At 40.5% G+C, this 15,757-nt stretch carries 13 protein-coding genes; 7 read left to right on the top strand and 6 right to left on the bottom strand.

The features are described 5' to 3' along the window. Positions 1-235: 235 nt before the first annotated feature. Entirely contained in the window at positions 236-874 is a 639-nt protein-coding gene (locus FR932_RS09680) for a LysE family translocator (RefSeq protein ID WP_019443193.1), read from the top strand. Positions 875-881: 7 nt separating this feature from the next. Here FR932_RS09680 and FR932_RS09675 read toward each other — a convergent pair whose 3' ends face one another. Next, positions 882-3,305: a putative bifunctional diguanylate cyclase/phosphodiesterase gene (locus FR932_RS09675; RefSeq protein ID WP_240532445.1), complete on the bottom strand. Its 2,424-nt coding sequence runs from the start codon at positions 3,303-3,305 to the stop codon at positions 882-884. Positions 3,306-3,314: 9 nt separating this feature from the next. Continuing rightward, positions 3,315-4,349, bottom strand: coding sequence for a polyamine ABC transporter substrate-binding protein (locus FR932_RS09670; RefSeq protein WP_019443195.1), 1,035 nt, complete (start codon positions 4,347-4,349; stop codon positions 3,315-3,317). 236 nt (positions 4,350-4,585) lie between these two features. Between FR932_RS09670 and FR932_RS09665 the strand changes: the two genes are divergently transcribed. Further along, positions 4,586-5,200, top strand: a complete 615-nt coding sequence (locus tag FR932_RS09665; RefSeq protein ID WP_019443196.1) for a flavin reductase family protein — start codon at positions 4,586-4,588, stop codon at positions 5,198-5,200. Positions 5,201-5,220: 20 nt separating this feature from the next. Here FR932_RS09665 and FR932_RS09660 read toward each other — a convergent pair whose 3' ends face one another. Both FR932_RS09660 and FR932_RS09655 read right to left on the bottom strand, forming a co-directional pair. Continuing rightward, on the bottom strand, positions 5,221-5,931 hold the full coding sequence (locus tag FR932_RS09660; protein WP_019443197.1) for an SDR family NAD(P)-dependent oxidoreductase: 711 nt from the start codon (positions 5,929-5,931) through the stop codon (positions 5,221-5,223). A 119-nt stretch (positions 5,932-6,050) separates the two neighbouring features. Then, positions 6,051-6,395 carry a DoxX family protein gene (locus FR932_RS09655; protein ID WP_019443198.1) on the bottom strand — a complete coding sequence of 115 codons (345 nt, stop codon included), beginning with the start codon at positions 6,393-6,395 and terminating at the stop codon, positions 6,051-6,053. Positions 6,396-6,475: 80 nt separating this feature from the next. On the opposite strand from FR932_RS09655, the gene FR932_RS09650 reads away from it, so the two are divergent. The 4 genes from FR932_RS09650 to torR all read left to right on the top strand — a co-directional run bounded on the left by FR932_RS09650 (position 6,476) and on the right by torR (position 10,319). After that, complete coding sequence (locus FR932_RS09650; protein WP_019443199.1) at positions 6,476-7,384, top strand: LysR family transcriptional regulator; 909 nt, start codon at positions 6,476-6,478, stop codon at positions 7,382-7,384. A 214-nt stretch (positions 7,385-7,598) separates the two neighbouring features. Then, entirely contained in the window at positions 7,599-8,261 is a 663-nt protein-coding gene (locus FR932_RS09645) for a YoaK family protein (RefSeq protein ID WP_019443200.1), read from the top strand. 117 nt (positions 8,262-8,378) lie between these two features. After that, positions 8,379-9,380 carry a DHH family phosphoesterase gene (locus tag FR932_RS09640; protein ID WP_019443201.1) on the top strand — a complete coding sequence of 334 codons (1,002 nt, stop codon included), beginning with the start codon at positions 8,379-8,381 and terminating at the stop codon, positions 9,378-9,380. A gap of 201 nt (positions 9,381-9,581) precedes the next feature. Next, a complete protein-coding gene (torR, locus tag FR932_RS09635; RefSeq protein WP_019443202.1) occupies positions 9,582-10,319 on the top strand; it encodes a two-component system response regulator TorR in 738 nt (245 codons plus the stop codon). On the opposite strand, the gene torT is transcribed toward torR, so the two are convergent. Beyond that, a complete protein-coding gene (gene torT, locus FR932_RS09630) occupies positions 10,309-11,352 on the bottom strand; it encodes a TMAO reductase system periplasmic protein TorT (protein ID WP_019443203.1) in 1,044 nt (347 codons plus the stop codon). The genes torR and torT overlap by 11 nt on opposite strands. Positions 11,353-11,473: 121 nt before the next feature. On the opposite strand from torT, the gene torS reads away from it, so the two are divergent. After that, positions 11,474-14,434 (top strand): TMAO reductase system sensor histidine kinase/response regulator TorS, encoded by a 2,961-nt coding sequence (gene torS / locus FR932_RS09625; protein WP_019443204.1) that lies wholly within the window; start codon positions 11,474-11,476, stop codon positions 14,432-14,434. Between the two features lie 401 nt (positions 14,435-14,835). Here the strand turns inward: torS and FR932_RS09620 are convergent, their stop codons facing one another. Continuing rightward, entirely contained in the window at positions 14,836-15,756 is a 921-nt protein-coding gene (locus tag FR932_RS09620; RefSeq protein ID WP_019443205.1) for a 3'(2'),5'-bisphosphate nucleotidase CysQ family protein, read from the bottom strand. Position 15,757: the final 1 nt, after the last annotated feature.

Genomic DNA, 15,757 nt, shown 5'->3' with positions numbered 1-15,757 from the left:
GCTAATAAAATGAGGTATAGGAGGTTAAAGGAATATTGTGATTATACCTATCTCGTCAGCATTGATTATTTATTTTTACTCGCTTTATCCATTGTTTAGCTTAGCTTATTAATAAGATTAGCTACCTTTCCTGAATTTGGATAATAAGTGACGTGTTTCCAAGAAATCACTAATATACTTTTACTCAGCCCTTAGTTTCTTGCTATATATGTATTTTGCCTAATCGAGTAAAGTGATGCACATTTTAAATTTCGAAGCGTTTTTGATCGCAATAACCATTTTGACTCTGACACCTGGTCTTGATACCGCGTTGGTGATCCGTAATAGTAGCCGTTCAGGATTTGTGGATGGGTGTGTCACCAGTCTAGGTATCTGCTCGGGTTTGTTTGTGCACGCGATGTTCTCGGCGCTCGGCATTTCGGCTATTTTGTTACAATCGGCAGACCTGTTTCAATTAGTTAAATGGGTTGGCGCGGCATACCTTATCTGGTTAGGCCTAGGCAGTCTTTGGGCTATCTATAAAGGCAGCAATAAAGTCGCCATGCTTGCGGAAGATAGTGGCTTATCGAGTTCGAAGCGTTCACTGCGAGAAGGTTTTCTGTCTAATGTACTAAATCCTAAAACAGCTATTTTTTACCTCGCGTTTTTACCGCAATTTATCGATCTTAATCATTCACCGATTTTACAGTCGTTCACTATGGCGAGTATCCATTTTTTAATCGCGATGGTTTGGCAATGTAGCTTAGCGTTTACCATTAATTCAGCCAAAAAACTGTTTAAAAGCAGCGCTATGATGAATTGGATGGAAGGTGTCACAGGCGTCGTGCTGATCGCATTAGGTGCGAAATTATTGTTGTCGGATGATAAGCCTTAGGGTTTTATCATTCGGTTTGTCCGCATTCGATTCCGGTGAGGGGAGACTCTATCACTTGTTTTTCTGATGTCCATAACGCGACGAAATCATTTTTCGTTAAAGGTTTAGATAACAGAAAACCTTGTGCTTGATGGCAACCTAAGTCACGAACATGTGTTAGCTGAGCCTTTGTCTCGATACCTTCTGCGACGACGTTTAGGTTATACAACTTGGCTATTTCAACGATAATATCGACTAACGGTTTATCCTCGCTCTCACCCGAGTCAATGGCGTTGATAAACATACGATCGACTTTCAGGGTATCAAGCGGGTAATCTATCAATTGACTGAATGCAGTGAATCCCGTGCCGAAATCATCCAGTGATAACCTGACGCCGAGATTGTGCAGTTTTGACAACATGGCAATACTGCGATGATCATCAGGGACAAAGCAAGTCTCTGTTATTTCCAGTTCAATGCAGTGAGCTGGGACATCATAGAACGCCAGTAACGAGGCTACTTTGTCGACAAAATCAGGGTTTTTAAGCTCCCAAGACGAAAAGTTAATTGCAAAAACACCGACGAAGTCTAATTGTTTTCTCCAGATAGATAGCTGTTTAATGGCGGATTCGATGACCCAATAGTCAATCCCTTTGATCAACCCAGACTGTTCTGCTACAGGGATGAACTCTTCTGGCCCATAGGCGGCTAAATCCTTCGATGATACCCTAAGTAGCACTTCACATCCGTCAACAAGGCCAGTGCTGCAATCATAAATCGGCATATACACAAGGTAGAACTCATTGCGTCGTAATGCTGTTTTTAAGCTTTCGGTAATTCTGCCTTGGCGTTCAATTTGATAGCTCAATTTAGATGTATAAAACTGGACATAACTCTGGCGAAATCGTTTTGCTGAGTACATGGCGATGTCAGCTTTTTTTAATATAGAAGGCACATCTATCGCATCATTAGGGAAGATAGCTGCTCCGATACTGATGCCGATATCAAATACCATTTCATCTAATTTGAAACCATCATCGAATAACGAAATTAAATTCTTGGTGACGATTTCCACTTCTTTTATATCTGTTATATCCGGTAGTATTATCGTGAACTCGTCGCCAGACATACGTGCAAAGATCACGTTGTTATTTATGTTAAAGCCTTCAGCTCTGTACGCTAGATACTCGTTTACTCTTACGGAAAATGCTTTTAATAGTTCATCACCAATGTAATGACCAAATCGGTCGTTGACGTGTTTAAAATTGTCTAAATCGAAATACAAGACAGCTATTTTTTTATGATGTTCAATACCATCTTTTATTAAGTATTTCAGCGCTTTATTAAATTTATTACGATTAATTAAGCCCGTCAAATGATCGTGTTTGACAAGATCATCAAGCTCCATAATGAGATCAAGATACTTGTTGGAAAGTACTGCTACTTCATCATTAGCTTGAGCTCGTTCAATGTTGATCTTACCGCCAATTTCAGTGCTTTCAACTTGTTTAGTTAATCTGACAACCGGCGTGATAATGCTCTTAACGATTAAGCCTTTAAGAAAGAAAAATGAAAACAATGTTACGCTTAACACAATTGAAAAAAAGAGAATTTGATGGGGTCGATACAAGGTATTTAAATACGAACGGGGTAGCAAAATCATAATCGACCAAAGCTCACTCACTAATTGGTACCCATAGTCAGGCTTAGGCAGCATGGTGAGTTCGGTCTCTCCTTCCATTGTTTGAGAACTACCTGAAGAGAGCAGGGACAGTTTTACGTTATCATCGAACACAGTTTGTAACACTCGCAGATATGCGCCTTTATGCTTGAGGCGTATGGTTATAATTGCCGTATAGATGGTATGCCCTTGAGAAAATGATGTTATGGATATCGGTTGGTCTGGCGAGAAGGTGCGTATCAAAGTGAGTTCATCAAAGCCATCGGCCGTTGTGCGGTGTTCATAAATCACAGGGTTTATTTGCGTTACCCCTTGCGTCTGTATGCTTTTATTTATATAGGATAAATGGGTATTTAATGATTTAGATACTTCGATTGACGAAAAGGGATTGAGTACATCATAAAGGAATAATTCTTGTTTATTCGCATCAATTAACCCAAAACTGGTGATATAACCATGACGTAGTTCGATTTGCCTGATACCGCGCGTTAAATTCTGATTGGCATAATGGTTATTGTTACCAAACCGTATGCTATTTAAGTAAGATTGAGTACTGGGGCTACTTAGAAATATCTTACTGAGTAGATTAAACTCATGAATGGCCTCATTCAGATCTTCTGAAATATATTTTAATTCATATTTGATCTTATCTGATAGTGACGAAAGGATCTGTGCCTTTTGACTATTATAAGAGAAGATACCGCCAATAGAGAAAATGATGAGCATGACTGGCAGCAGTATAAAATTAATCTTAACGGATAGTTTCATCATAACCCCAGGCTATTGATTGGACAGAACATTGATGATATTCGCTCTCACTTTCAAGGCGTTGTAATCTAATCGTTGATAATGATAATATTTACTCGATGTTAACTCAGTGGGAAATAACTCCTTGTCACTGGTGTAATCTTTATGAGCCCACTTTAATGCGTCTTTGTTGGCGGTCGTAAACCAAATGTCTTGTGCATTTTTGGCTGCGTTAACCGGATTATTAATATAACGGAGGAACTCTATTGTCGCGGACTTCATTGGCTTTTTAGTGTGAGAGGATAAGCACTCATGCCATACAAGCGTACCTTCATCGGGGATAATATATTCCCAATCATCCTGCGCTGTGGCAATTGATATTTGTTCTTTTTCACCAGAGTAGAAAACGGCCATGTCCATTTTTGATTCTTTGCCTTTATCTAAGGCGTACCCCAAACCATTTCTGAATACGAGCAAATCACCAATGACACTCTGGAGTAAAGTAAAGGCTTGTTTTAATTCTAATATGTCTTTACTCATGGGGTTATAACCTAGCGCCATGAGTGCAATCGCGACGGTGTCCATATCTTCATCTGGAATAATGACGCGACCCGGATTTTTCTTGGCGTAATCGAATACATCCATCCACGACGAGATGGTTTCTTTTACTTTAGAATTGCGAAAACCAATGCCAATCGTGCCATATGCGTAGGGGATCCCATAATCATGACAGGCTTGCTCTGATTGTTCAGTAAAGAAGGGGAGGTCATCTGACAATGCGTTATCTAATTGGCTAAGTATGCCTTTTTCACCGAGCACACTTAATGTGTAGCCGTCTAAAATGACTAAGTCGTAGGCTGCTGCTTTTCCTGAGTACATGACCTGATCTCGCAGGCTTTCATTCTCAAAGTAAATTTGGTTCACAGTATGATTGGTTTCTGCTTCGAAACGCTTAATGACTTCATCCGAGAAGTATTCTTCCCAGGTGAATAATTGGATTTCATCCGCTTGAGCAGTCCTAAATATGACACTCAGCATCAGTATTATTGGCAGGCAGATTGATTTCATATATCACATCTATTCGCTAAATCTTGTATTGGATTGCACTCGCAATGACCAATCTTCACGGATTTGTTTTTAGGTTATCTAAATATAGGACACATTATTTATTTTGGTGTAAATAACAAAATCAGCGGATTACCGTCATATAATAAGGCTAGAGTGAAGCTAATTAAGTAAAAATACTAGGTCAATAAGGAGGCATATGTCACGATGGTATCTTGTAATGACAAGGAGTTCGTAACATGCAATTAAGTTTTTCAGATTTTTCAGCCAGTCAACGTTATCACTTGATGACGCAAACGATTATTCCACGACCTATCGCTTGGGCGCTTACCGAGTCGGGTGAGGCTAATTACAATCTTGCGCCATTTTCATATTTCACCGCGGTGTCGAGTGAGCCTGCCTTGTTGATGATTTCGGTGGGTAAAAAGCCCAATGGTGACAATAAAGATACCCTGACTAATATCCTTAAAAACAAGAAAATAGTTATTCACATTGCTTCAGCAGATCAAGCCGAGCTAGTGACTCAGACTGCCGCAACATTGGCACATGGTGAATCTGAGCTTGCCAATGCAGGGCTAACCACAGCTGCATTTGAAGATTTCCCATTACCGCGTTTAGCGCAGTGTGATATTGCCTATGGCTGTGAGCTTTATGAGATCAAAGAGTTGGGTGATGTACCGCAAACGCTTATCTTTGTTGAAGTGAAACAGCTTTACCTTGGTGATTCAGTGGTGGTTAAAGATGCTAAAGACCGCATGAAAGTGGATGCCGATAAAGTAAAACCCCTCGCCCGATTAGGCGGCGGGGAGTATGCATCAATTACGGCGCCGTTTAGTCTGCAAAGACCGGACTAATTTGCGTTATCGGTAAGGTGTTAATGCATTTTACCGTTAAAGGCGATAAGTGAGCCACTTAGGTTAGTTTTTGTTGGCTGAGTCAGTTCAATCATTAACTCGGCCATTTCAGCTGGATCAACCCAAGTGCTATGATCTGCATCTGGCATCGCATCACGATTAACCTGAGTATTCACTATCGTTGGCAGTATCGCGTTGATTTTAATATTATGTTCCGCCCCTTCGGCAGCCATACTTTCGACAAGTCCATTTAATGCCAGTTTCGATGCCATGTAAGGCCCAAAACCTGCTGGGATATTACGCACTGTATCGCGAGCTGAAACGAACATGATAGAGCCGCCACCGCTGAGCGCCATGGCATTAAAAATCTCACGACCAAAGACAAATGCAGTCATAAAGTTAGCGCTGAATATGTCTTCGACCTCTTTTACTTCGATGTCTTTCCAGTATCGCCATGTGAAAATACCGGTGCAATGGTAGTGGGCTTCAATGCTGCCTAGAATGCTGACAGCCTTGGCAGTCAGTGCTTTGCTTTCTGTTTCATCTGCAAGATCACCAAGTAGCACAGTTAGCTTGCCTGGGTATTTATCTTCCATTTGTTTAGCACGAACGTCATCACCTTTACGGCCAAATGCGACAACCTTGGTACCTGATTCGATAAGATTATGGATGATTATTTTTGCGGTAACCGAAAAGCATGCTGCGACAGTCGCTGTTTTAATATTATTCATGGTGTTCCTTTAAGTACTTGAAATTATTGCTGTGAGTTATCATATGCTTTGTGAGAAGTGCTGTGAATGATGTAAAAGACAATACATTTTTGCTTAAACCGCAAAGCGTATTCTTCGTTCTAAAAGAAAATAACGAGGCTGGATAGCGTTAATGTCATGATGGCTGGGATCCCGTCTTTCCACGTATCAAAGCGTAAGTGGAAAAAGATGGCACCTAAAGATGTGGCCAATAATGCCGCCGCACCAAGTAAACCTAATACACTGCTTTGAAACCAGATAGTGGTTGCACCAAATAGCTCAACAATACCTACTAGCGCCATTATTTGGCGGTTCAAACCATATGACTGAAAGAATTCTAGCTGCTTAGTAAAGATCATTTTTTGCCAAGCGAATAATTTGATTGAACCTGCGAATAAGAAGAAGGCTGAAAGCAACGCTATAATGACAGTGATGAAGGTATTCATGGTATTTCCTCATTGATTAACTTGTAATAAGTGTAAACCTGAATCATTATGAATAAAAATGATTGCGGCTAATTATAATTATGAATGAAAATAATATTGCTAAGGTAGACTTTAACTTACTGAAATCGTTGCAAGTGTTATTAGCAGAGCAGCACGTAGGGCGTGCGGCCAAGAAAATGAACGTGAGTCAGTCTGCAATGAGTCATACCCTTACTCGTCTTCGAGATACGTTTGATGATCCACTTTTTACTCGTCATGCTAAGGGCTTAGAGCCGACTGCGAGGGCCCTTGAACTCGCCGATAAACTGGATTTTATTCTCAATGAAATTGATGGGTTGTTTGCTCCACCATCGTTAAAACTCGCACAAGTGCATGCTCGTTTTCGTATTCAAACCCATGATTTTATTGTTGCAGCATATCTTGCTAACGCTGTTCGAGCGATTAATGCAGAAGCGCCTCATGTGATTATGGACATACAGATGATGAGTCAGACTGGTGATGATGATCTTGATGCTGGTAAGTTGGATATGATCATCGGCGCAGGCGTAAAAGCTAAGCCTCGCTTTATGCAAAAGCGCCTAACGGACGAAGCGGTAGTTTGCTTACTCGATAAGGATAATCCGGTATTGAATAGCTGGAATACGGAATCAATTTTCGAATGTGCGCACATTAAGTCGAGTTTATTGGATGAGCAGCACGACTCTGTTAGTCAGTTCGGTATCACAGCTGGTATGCCAGCGCGTAAAATCGGCTTGTATGCTGAAACGCTAAATCTACAACTTGCGTTATTAGCGAATACGCAGTTAATTTCCTTTCTACCGCAATCAATGGCAGTACAAGGGCAAGCGTTATATGGACTCACTGTCAAGGCGTGTCCGTTTCCTTTACCTAAGGTGACGATTAAAGGGGTATGGCATGAAAGGCACCAAAACGATTTGTTACATAAGTGGATAAGGGACAAGATCAGTGCTGCATTTGTGAGTGCATGATCACGTGATGTACCAATAGACCTGCTAATTTTATATACAGCAACTATAACCTCTTGTGTTTTCCCTGTGTTTTGTTTGATTTAGGATAGGGAGATTCGACTCTCAATTGGTAATTAGCACTAAATTTGTTACTGTTCAGGGTAATAAAGTGACAGTGGAATTGACGGTATACGCTATTCCATTTAACAAGCTGTGAGAGGCTTAAAGGATAGTCGTGATTACAAAGTTACCGCGCTGGGTTGAATATGGTTCGTTTGTGCTGGCGCTGGTTGCCGGGCTGATTAACTCTATTGGTTTATTAGGCTTTAAACATCAAGCTGTGTCCCATTTATCAGGTACAGCGACATTGCTTGGCACTAGTTTTGTTAACGCTAATTTTTCTGATGTGCTGCATTTAGCGTTCGTTATCCTTAGTTTCCTTGTTGGTTCTGTTATATCGGGTTATTTCCTGCGTAGTGGTGCATTAAAGCTGGGGCGTAACTACAGTGGCCTGCTTGTTTTAGAGGGCATACTTATCTTGGGTTCGATGTATTTCTTAGTTGACGGTGCAGTGCAGGGTAATTATTTGGTTTCAGCAGCTTGCGGCTTACAAAATGCATTGGTCACGACTTACAGTGGTGCGGTGATCCGTACCACACATTTAACCGGTATATTCACTGACTTGGGTATTATGTTGGGAGTAAGATTAAGAGGTGAAGCCTTTGATAAAAGAAAAGCATCTTTGTTTATCCTCATCATTATCGGCTTCATTTCGGGTGGTTCATTAGGTGCATATGCTTTCAGTCTGTTAAGCTTTTATGCCTTATATATTCCCGCTGGTATCTGTTTACTGTTGGCATTTTCTTATTCAATTTACAGTGCGAAAGTTAGACATTGAGCACCCCTAAATAGATACGTTCACTAGTATTGTAGATCGCATTCCGTATAATTAAGCTGATTATGCATTGAATATTAACAATTTTCATATCATATCCTTAAATTATCAGGATCTTCGATGAACAGAGAAAATTTACTGCAATTCTTTAAGCAGTTAAAGCCATTACAACGTGTAGTCATACAGGCACATGATTTCCCCGATCATGATGCTATATCTTCAGCCTACGGTTTGTCATTCATCTTACAATCATTGGGTATGAAAACATTGATTGTGTATAACGGTGAAATAGACCGGATTTCCTTATCGAATATGGTTGAGTGGCTAAACATCCCCGTGGTTCATTGCAGTAAAGCCAATCTAAATGCAAATGATCATATTATTACTGTTGACGGCTGTATTGGTGAAAATAACGTAACTGATTTACCTGGTGATGAAATTGCGGTTATAGATCACCACACAGTTACTGCTCCGAATAGCCTTTGGTTTGCTGATATTCGTCCCAATTATGGTGCTACAGCCACCATTATATTTGAATATTATCAGATGCTTAAAATTGATATGCCGATGAAAGTTGCTACTGCGCTATTAGTCGGACTAAATATAGATACGGCAAATTTAACGCGTGGTTTTTGTAATGCTGATTTGAAAGCTTTTATTACTTTTAATCAAATTGCTGATTTAGATATCGTCAACAAAATATGCCGTAATTCACTGATTCATTATGAATTAACAAACTTTGAAGATACCTGCAAATTGGTCAAGCAATCAGAAGGGATCGCAACTGTTCTGCTAAAAGAACCTTGTGCCAAGAATATGCTAGGGGTGCTTGCTGATTTTTTATTAAGTGTTAATGAGTTTGACGTGGTTATTGTTGCGATAGAGAATAAAGGCGCATTGCAATTGTCTTTACGTTCAGAATGTCCGAAAGTAAACGTTGGCCACTTACTACGTAAAACACTTAATGACACCCGTATGGGTTTTGGTGGCGGGCATAGCCATATGGCTGGCGGTATCGTATTAGCAGATAACACTCAGCATTTTATGGAACATGATAATGCGCACTTTGCCCCTTTTGTGAAAGAGATTAAAGCTTTACGATCATTAGAGGCTGCATTTTAAATTCCAGGACATTAGAATTACTCATTTAACTTAACCCCTAACGTGGGCAATTAGCGCTTTTTATAAGCGGCTCTAGCTAACATCAATTGCAAAAGTTGGCGATACATGCTCTATTTAGCGCATGTATGTTACAGGTGAGTTGACAGCCTAGTGCGCTATTGTTGCTTCGCTCGTTAGTAGAGAGTTGTTAAGGAATTTAATTTGAAAAATAAGCATATTCTGGTTGTTGAAGATGAAGCAATAACCCGTGCTAAGCTTGTTGGTTACTTTCAGCATGAGGGTTACCAAGTGAGTGAGGCTGCGAGTAAGGCCGAAATGAATATCGTACTCAATAATCATCACATCGACCTTGTGATGCTCGATATTAATTTGCCCGATGAAGATGGCTTGATGATCACTCGGACGCTACGTAGTCAATCAAATATCGGTATTATCTTAGTGACTGGACGCACAGATGCGATTGATAGAATTGTCGGTCTAGAAATGGGCGCAGATGACTATGTCACCAAGCCTTTTGAATTTCGTGAGTTGTTAGTGCGAGTAAAGAATTTACTGTGGCGTATTTCGTTAACGACTCAAGCAAACAATGAATTAGCACATGCGATTAAAAGTGACGAAAATGATGAGCTATTTCATTTTGGTGACTGTACTTTTGACATAGCTAAACGCAAGCTGTGCCAACACGGTGAGCAGGTTAAGTTGACCAAAGCCGAATTTGAAATGTTAGTGGCTTTCATTACACATCCCGAACGAGTTTTATCTCGAGATAGATTACTTAATTTAATCAACCATCGGGTTGAAGCCCCGAATGATCGCACGATAGATGTATTAGTACGTCGCTTGCGTAACAAAATAGAAGCGGATCCTAAAAAACCAACCTATTTTGTTACCGTGCATGGCGAAGGTTACTTATTTGCAGCAGACTTGACTAAGGGTTAACTGAATAAATAGGTTTAAAGTTACTCGGTGATAACGATTGTGCTGTCGGAAACTGGGGCAGCAAATCTTGGGTGACTGTGAGTATTTCAGGCCCTTGATGCGATACATAGGGTTTATTTAATAAGTAGTCAACAGCTTGATCTATCGCCATCGCGCCTTGTAATACCATCTGATCAGAATTGGCCATTAGGATCTTGCCACGTTTGATACCTCGATACACACCGTGACTGAGGTAATGACTGACAATTTGCGGACGCTTGTCTTGTTCTAATTCCGCCAATTCGTTGATTGCCATCTCGGCCATTATCGCGTTTCCTGCAAGATAGTCGAGTTCACCGTCTTTAAATTCTGCGAGCGTTTCGTTAATGAGTGAAAACTGGTGCATCTTATTATTAAGGCCGTATTTAATTGAGACGATCTCAACGTCGCTGTCTTTTAATGCATTTCTTAGTCCTAACGTTGCTTGCTCGCTGCCACCACCCGATTTAGGGCCGGGCAGCCAAGCCAGTTTTAACTTGGTATTGTTCGCTGTTTTTGGGTGTTTACGACTCAAGTAATGTCCTAGTTCTTCCCCCATTTTGTACCAAGATATGCCTGTACTAGCGGTGAGGCTCGGTGTGGATATTTCATTGACTAAACCAAACAAAGGCACTGTTTTGTTGAGTGTGGTGAGTTTGGCACTGAGTTGATCATAGTAAACGGCACCGACTAATATCGCATCGGCTTGCCACGTCAGGCATTGTTGAATTTGTGCCCATTGCTCGTGACTATTTTGATAACCACCTGCTTCCAGCACTTTTAATGATATACCTCTTTGTGTTGCACGCTCAGTCATGCCAAAATTGATACTTAGCCAGTATGAGTCTTTAAGGTGGGGATAGACGGCACAAAGTCGCACCTTATCCTGAGCAATACCTTGAGACGGGATCGCATCTAGTGGTTTGTTATCTGTTGCCCACGCGGGTAAGCTGAATCGTAATGTAATGAACAGTAACGTCATGAATAAAAACAAAGGTTTAATAATATATTTCACAATAAATGATACCAGTGGATAAGTTATATTTGCTCGTTGCCGTAGTCTATCACCGACGCTATTTTTGTACTTGTTGTGATTGCGATTTTAATAATACTAAAAATAGTCATAGGAGATTACCGTGCGATTTCGTCAAAGTATTGGGAACAAACTACTGTTTGCGTTTAGCTTTGTTGCCAGCTTATTGGTTATTATCAGCACTGTGTCTTGGTATAGTTTAAGCCTTATTGCGGATACGGGTAAGCAGATCACACAACAAACCTTGCCAAGCTTATCAAGCGCACGTGAGTTAGCAAATATAAGTTTACAAATAACTAACCGCACAACTTTGCTAAAAAACGCCTCGAATGATGCCGAACGCCAACAAATTAATACTGAACTGACTCAGTTAAATAACGCCATTGGTAAAAAGTTTCAGGCCTTTGATATCTCTGAACTCGCCAGCAATAATGTGCGTCACTTAGTCGCCCAAAAAATAAGTATTATTAAAAATATTCGCCAGCTAAATGACAATGCCAAGCTGCAAATTAAGGGTAAACAGCAACGCCAAGAGTCGTTTCAACAGGTAACAGGAGGTGTGCATAATATTTTCCAATTGTCACAATCTCAAGTCGCTAACGCGAGCACCTTTACGCTAGTGAGGCTCGGTGGGCTTTATGACTTAATTGAACAGAACACTGATAAAGCTATTATCTATCAGGACATAGACCTTGTTATTGACGAAGATCTTAATTTATTAGATAAAATGACCGCATTGGAAAGGTACAGCTTACAACTAGGGAAAATTGCGAACTTGATCATCAATACTTCGCAGCCTATTCAACTCATTACATTAACGCAGCAAAAAGATGAACTCTTATACATCATCAATCAGCTGGTGGACTCAATCAAAGACCCTTATCGTTTAGAGTTAGTTCAATCTGCAATGGTAAGCTTGAATTCTTTTAATACACTGATTACTCAGCAACGTGAGTATCTCATATTAGAAGAAAAACAGAATCTGTTACACCTGCATATTTCAACGCAACTCAGTGAACTGAACCAAGGTATCCGCGTCCTTGTTGATGAACAAACGCTGCAAGCACAGCAAACAAGTCAAGAACACCAAAAGTTGGTTGCTTGGTCGCAGCGTATCCTTGTGTTTGTTACCTTGCTGTCATTAATCGTGATCATTGGCGTGATGTGGAAAATTGTATATCAAGGTATTGTATTTAAATTATCGAAGCATACTCAAGTGATTAAAAAGCTGGCAGAGGGCGATCTCGAAATTAATGTCGAACCGTCGGATGATTTTGAGCTAAAGCAAATGGCATTAGCGTTGGATGTCTTTCGTGACAATGCACTAAAAAAGCAAAAGCTTGAACAAGAGCAAATCAAAATTGCAAAAGAGTTACGCTTACATAAAGAAAACCTAGAGCAAATCGTCAAGCAAAGAACAGAACAGTTAATGCAAATTAACAAGAAACTAAATAACGAATCCATTGGTCATGCCGTCGCCAAGAAACAGGCGGAAGATGCCAATAATGCCAAGTCGGTATTTCTCGCCAACATGAGTCACGAAATCCGAACGCCCATGAGTGGTATGTTAGGGACATTAGAGCTGCTCTCTGATACGACTCTGTCGACCAAGCAACAGGCGTATACCCAAACAATTCTGACATCGGGTGAAGACCTGTTAGATATTCTCAATGATATTCTTGATTATTCTAAAATTGAGGCGGGCCATATTGAAGTCTCTAAAGGTGCCGTCAATCTAAATAGCCTAGGTAATAATATCATTGAACTGATGCGTGCTCGGGCGGAAAGCAAAGGCTTGCTGTTAACCTTTGAACTCAGTGTTGAACTCGGTATGGCAAGAGATTCTTGGGTGCTTGCTGACTTAGGTAAACTGCGTCAAATTATTCTTAACCTGGTGAATAATGCGATTAAATTTACTGATTCCGGTAGTGTTGCACTTGTGATTACTGAAGAAGAGCGGCAACTTCGTTTTAGTATTCATGATACGGGATGTGGTATTGCACAAGATAAACAGGAAGAGATATTTGAAGCCTTTACGCAAGTCAAGAACCCAAGTAGCGCTGCTGGGACTGGGTTAGGACTCGCTATTTGTCGACGCTTAGTATCCGCTATTCAAGGGACGTTATCGTTAACCAGTATTGAAGCGCAGGGGAGTTGTTTTTACTTTTCTATGCCATTAGAAGTTGCCCCACAAGGCTTGATTGATGAACAGTTAGCAATTGTGTCAACCGTGGTCGAGACAAAAACACGTTTTCGTATTCTTATTGTTGAAGACAATCAAATTAATCGAGATGTTGCATATGAATTAGTTAAAAAACTAGGTCATGATGTTTATACCGCTTGTAATGGTGCTTCAGCACTTGAGCTATATGAGCATCAGAATGTTGATTTAGCCTTGTTGGATATTAACTTACCGGATATTGATGGCGTAGTACTGGCTGCACAGTTACGAGAGATGGCCGAATGTAAGCAGCGACAATTAAAAACCATTGCGGTATCTGCTCATGTATTTAAAGACGATATTACTAAGTTTATTGATTCAGGCTTTGATGGTTTTATTGCGAAACCAGTCCAAATGAAACGCCTGAGAGGGGCTATTTATAAGGTAATGGCGAATGTCGTGAGCATAGATGAATATGAGCCATCGGCGGCGGTTATTGATGATGAGAGGGTACTAGGTTCTGCATTATTAGACTCTTCATTACTAGACTCTCCATTATTAGATTTTTTATTGCTAGACACGTCAACACTCGAGCAAGACCTGCAATATTTAGGGAAAGATAAGATCGTTGCGCTAGGGCAGCTATTTTGTGGGCAGGCGCTATCGGATTACAGTGATTTTGCTGTTCTGGATGCAGCGCAGCAAGAACAGTTACTGCATAAATTAAAAGGGGCGGCTGTCGGGTTAGGATTGACTGCGTTGTACACACTTTGTCAGCAACTTGAATTATCTTGTAAGACTAAAGCGTTATCTGAGTCAGAATTAATCGCATTAGATTTATTAATTCACGATTCTGTCGGCCAATTACAACATTATATGCAGCAACTTTCTGAGCGGGAATAATGTATAAAACAAGCTGGTACATTTCAACTTGTTGTTTTTAAATTTAAATTTAAGGTTTTTTACGCGCTTCTTGGTAAGTAGAGGCGACGCTTAATTATCTGTTCATATTCCATTCACATTACACGCTAATGTCATTCTTAATATTTCATTAGAATACCAATCAAAGCGTAACAGAGTATTCTAAACAGCTCTCACGTGCAGACTTAAATCCAGAAGAGTAGGCTAATGCTCCTTTGGATGACAATGCAAAAGATGCTAGCTAATATATTAATAGTTAGTGTTAAAAATATGGGGAGCCCTCTCTCCATATAAAGAATATTACAGTGATCCTCACGTCCTGTATTAAGAAAGAGGAAGTTCTTCAGCTTCCTCTTTCTTTACCTTTTTTTCTAGCTCGTTCATTACATCTCCTTAGACAAAATTCGATCACTCATCCTACAGCTATACAGCACGCCTTTATGATTCATGTAATTCGAGTCACTGCGGTTTAGGTCCAAAGGCGCACCATGGTAATCACTGACTGCGCAGAATTCTTCCAAAGATGACGCTGAATATTGAGTCGACAATGCTTGGGTTATCGCTGCGGTAGCACTGAAATCCCACAAGCTGCCACCGCCGAGTTGTGGTTTCGGTAATTTCACATAACAAGCTGGTGGATTTTCGAGTACGCCAATGGCATTCATGACCGCTCCACAGTTTTTGATGACCTGTAATTTCAATCCTTGTTGCGTAGCCTGTGTGGTTAATTGTTCCAGAACCGCAGGGTAACGAGAATCTTGCTGGAAGCTGCGATCTATATACAAGCTTAATACCAAATTATGTTTCTCCGGCTGCCAAGGTAATCCATTCTTCAATATGTTTGATAGCAGTGGCAGGGCATTAATGGCTTGATAGAGGTCATTGGTACTTGGGTTATAAACCACACCAATAATCGGTTTACCTGTCATATCCACCAACGCGATAGACACGGCAAAACCATCGCCACCTTCAATAAAGGGTAGGGTGCCATCGAGTGGGTCTATACACCAGAAATAGTCTTTATGAAAACGGGCGTGAGTGGCGACATCTTCCTCGTTGGCATTTTCTTCAGTTAACAGGGCAATATCATATTGTGCGATAGTCGGTTCTAGTATCGCCAATATAATCGCTTGGCTATCCAAATCTACTTGCGTTACGACTTGCGCGCTTAAACTCGAACCGGCTTGTTTACTCTGTACTTGCAGTGAAGATCTATCAACGCTATTGATGAAGTCACCTGCTTTTAATGCCGCGTCGGTGGCGAGTTGTAATAGATTTTCTAACTGACAAGCGCTTAGTTTCATT

The organism is Moritella marina ATCC 15381 (assembly GCF_008931805.1).
Taxonomy (GTDB): Bacteria; Pseudomonadota; Gammaproteobacteria; order Enterobacterales; family Moritellaceae; genus Moritella; species Moritella marina.
This window is presented reverse-complemented; position numbering and strand designations above follow the sequence as displayed.

Coding starts and splice junctions, on each gene's coding strand:
- FR932_RS09680 (WP_019443193.1), top strand. CDS start 236: ATGCACATTTTAAATTTCGAAGCGTTTTTGATCGCAATAACCATTTTG.
- FR932_RS09675 (WP_240532445.1), bottom strand. CDS start 3,305: ATGATGAAACTATCCGTTAAGATTAATTTTATACTGCTGCCAGTCATG.
- FR932_RS09670 (WP_019443195.1), bottom strand. CDS start 4,349: ATGAAATCAATCTGCCTGCCAATAATACTGATGCTGAGTGTCATATTT.
- FR932_RS09665 (WP_019443196.1), top strand. CDS start 4,586: ATGCAATTAAGTTTTTCAGATTTTTCAGCCAGTCAACGTTATCACTTG.
- FR932_RS09660 (WP_019443197.1), bottom strand. CDS start 5,931: ATGAATAATATTAAAACAGCGACTGTCGCAGCATGCTTTTCGGTTACC.
- FR932_RS09655 (WP_019443198.1), bottom strand. CDS start 6,395: ATGAATACCTTCATCACTGTCATTATAGCGTTGCTTTCAGCCTTCTTC.
- FR932_RS09650 (WP_019443199.1), top strand. CDS start 6,476: ATGAATGAAAATAATATTGCTAAGGTAGACTTTAACTTACTGAAATCG.
- FR932_RS09640 (WP_019443201.1), top strand. CDS start 8,379: ATGAACAGAGAAAATTTACTGCAATTCTTTAAGCAGTTAAAGCCATTA.
- FR932_RS09620 (WP_019443205.1), bottom strand. CDS start 15,756: ATGAAACTAAGCGCTTGTCAGTTAGAAAATCTATTACAACTCGCCACC.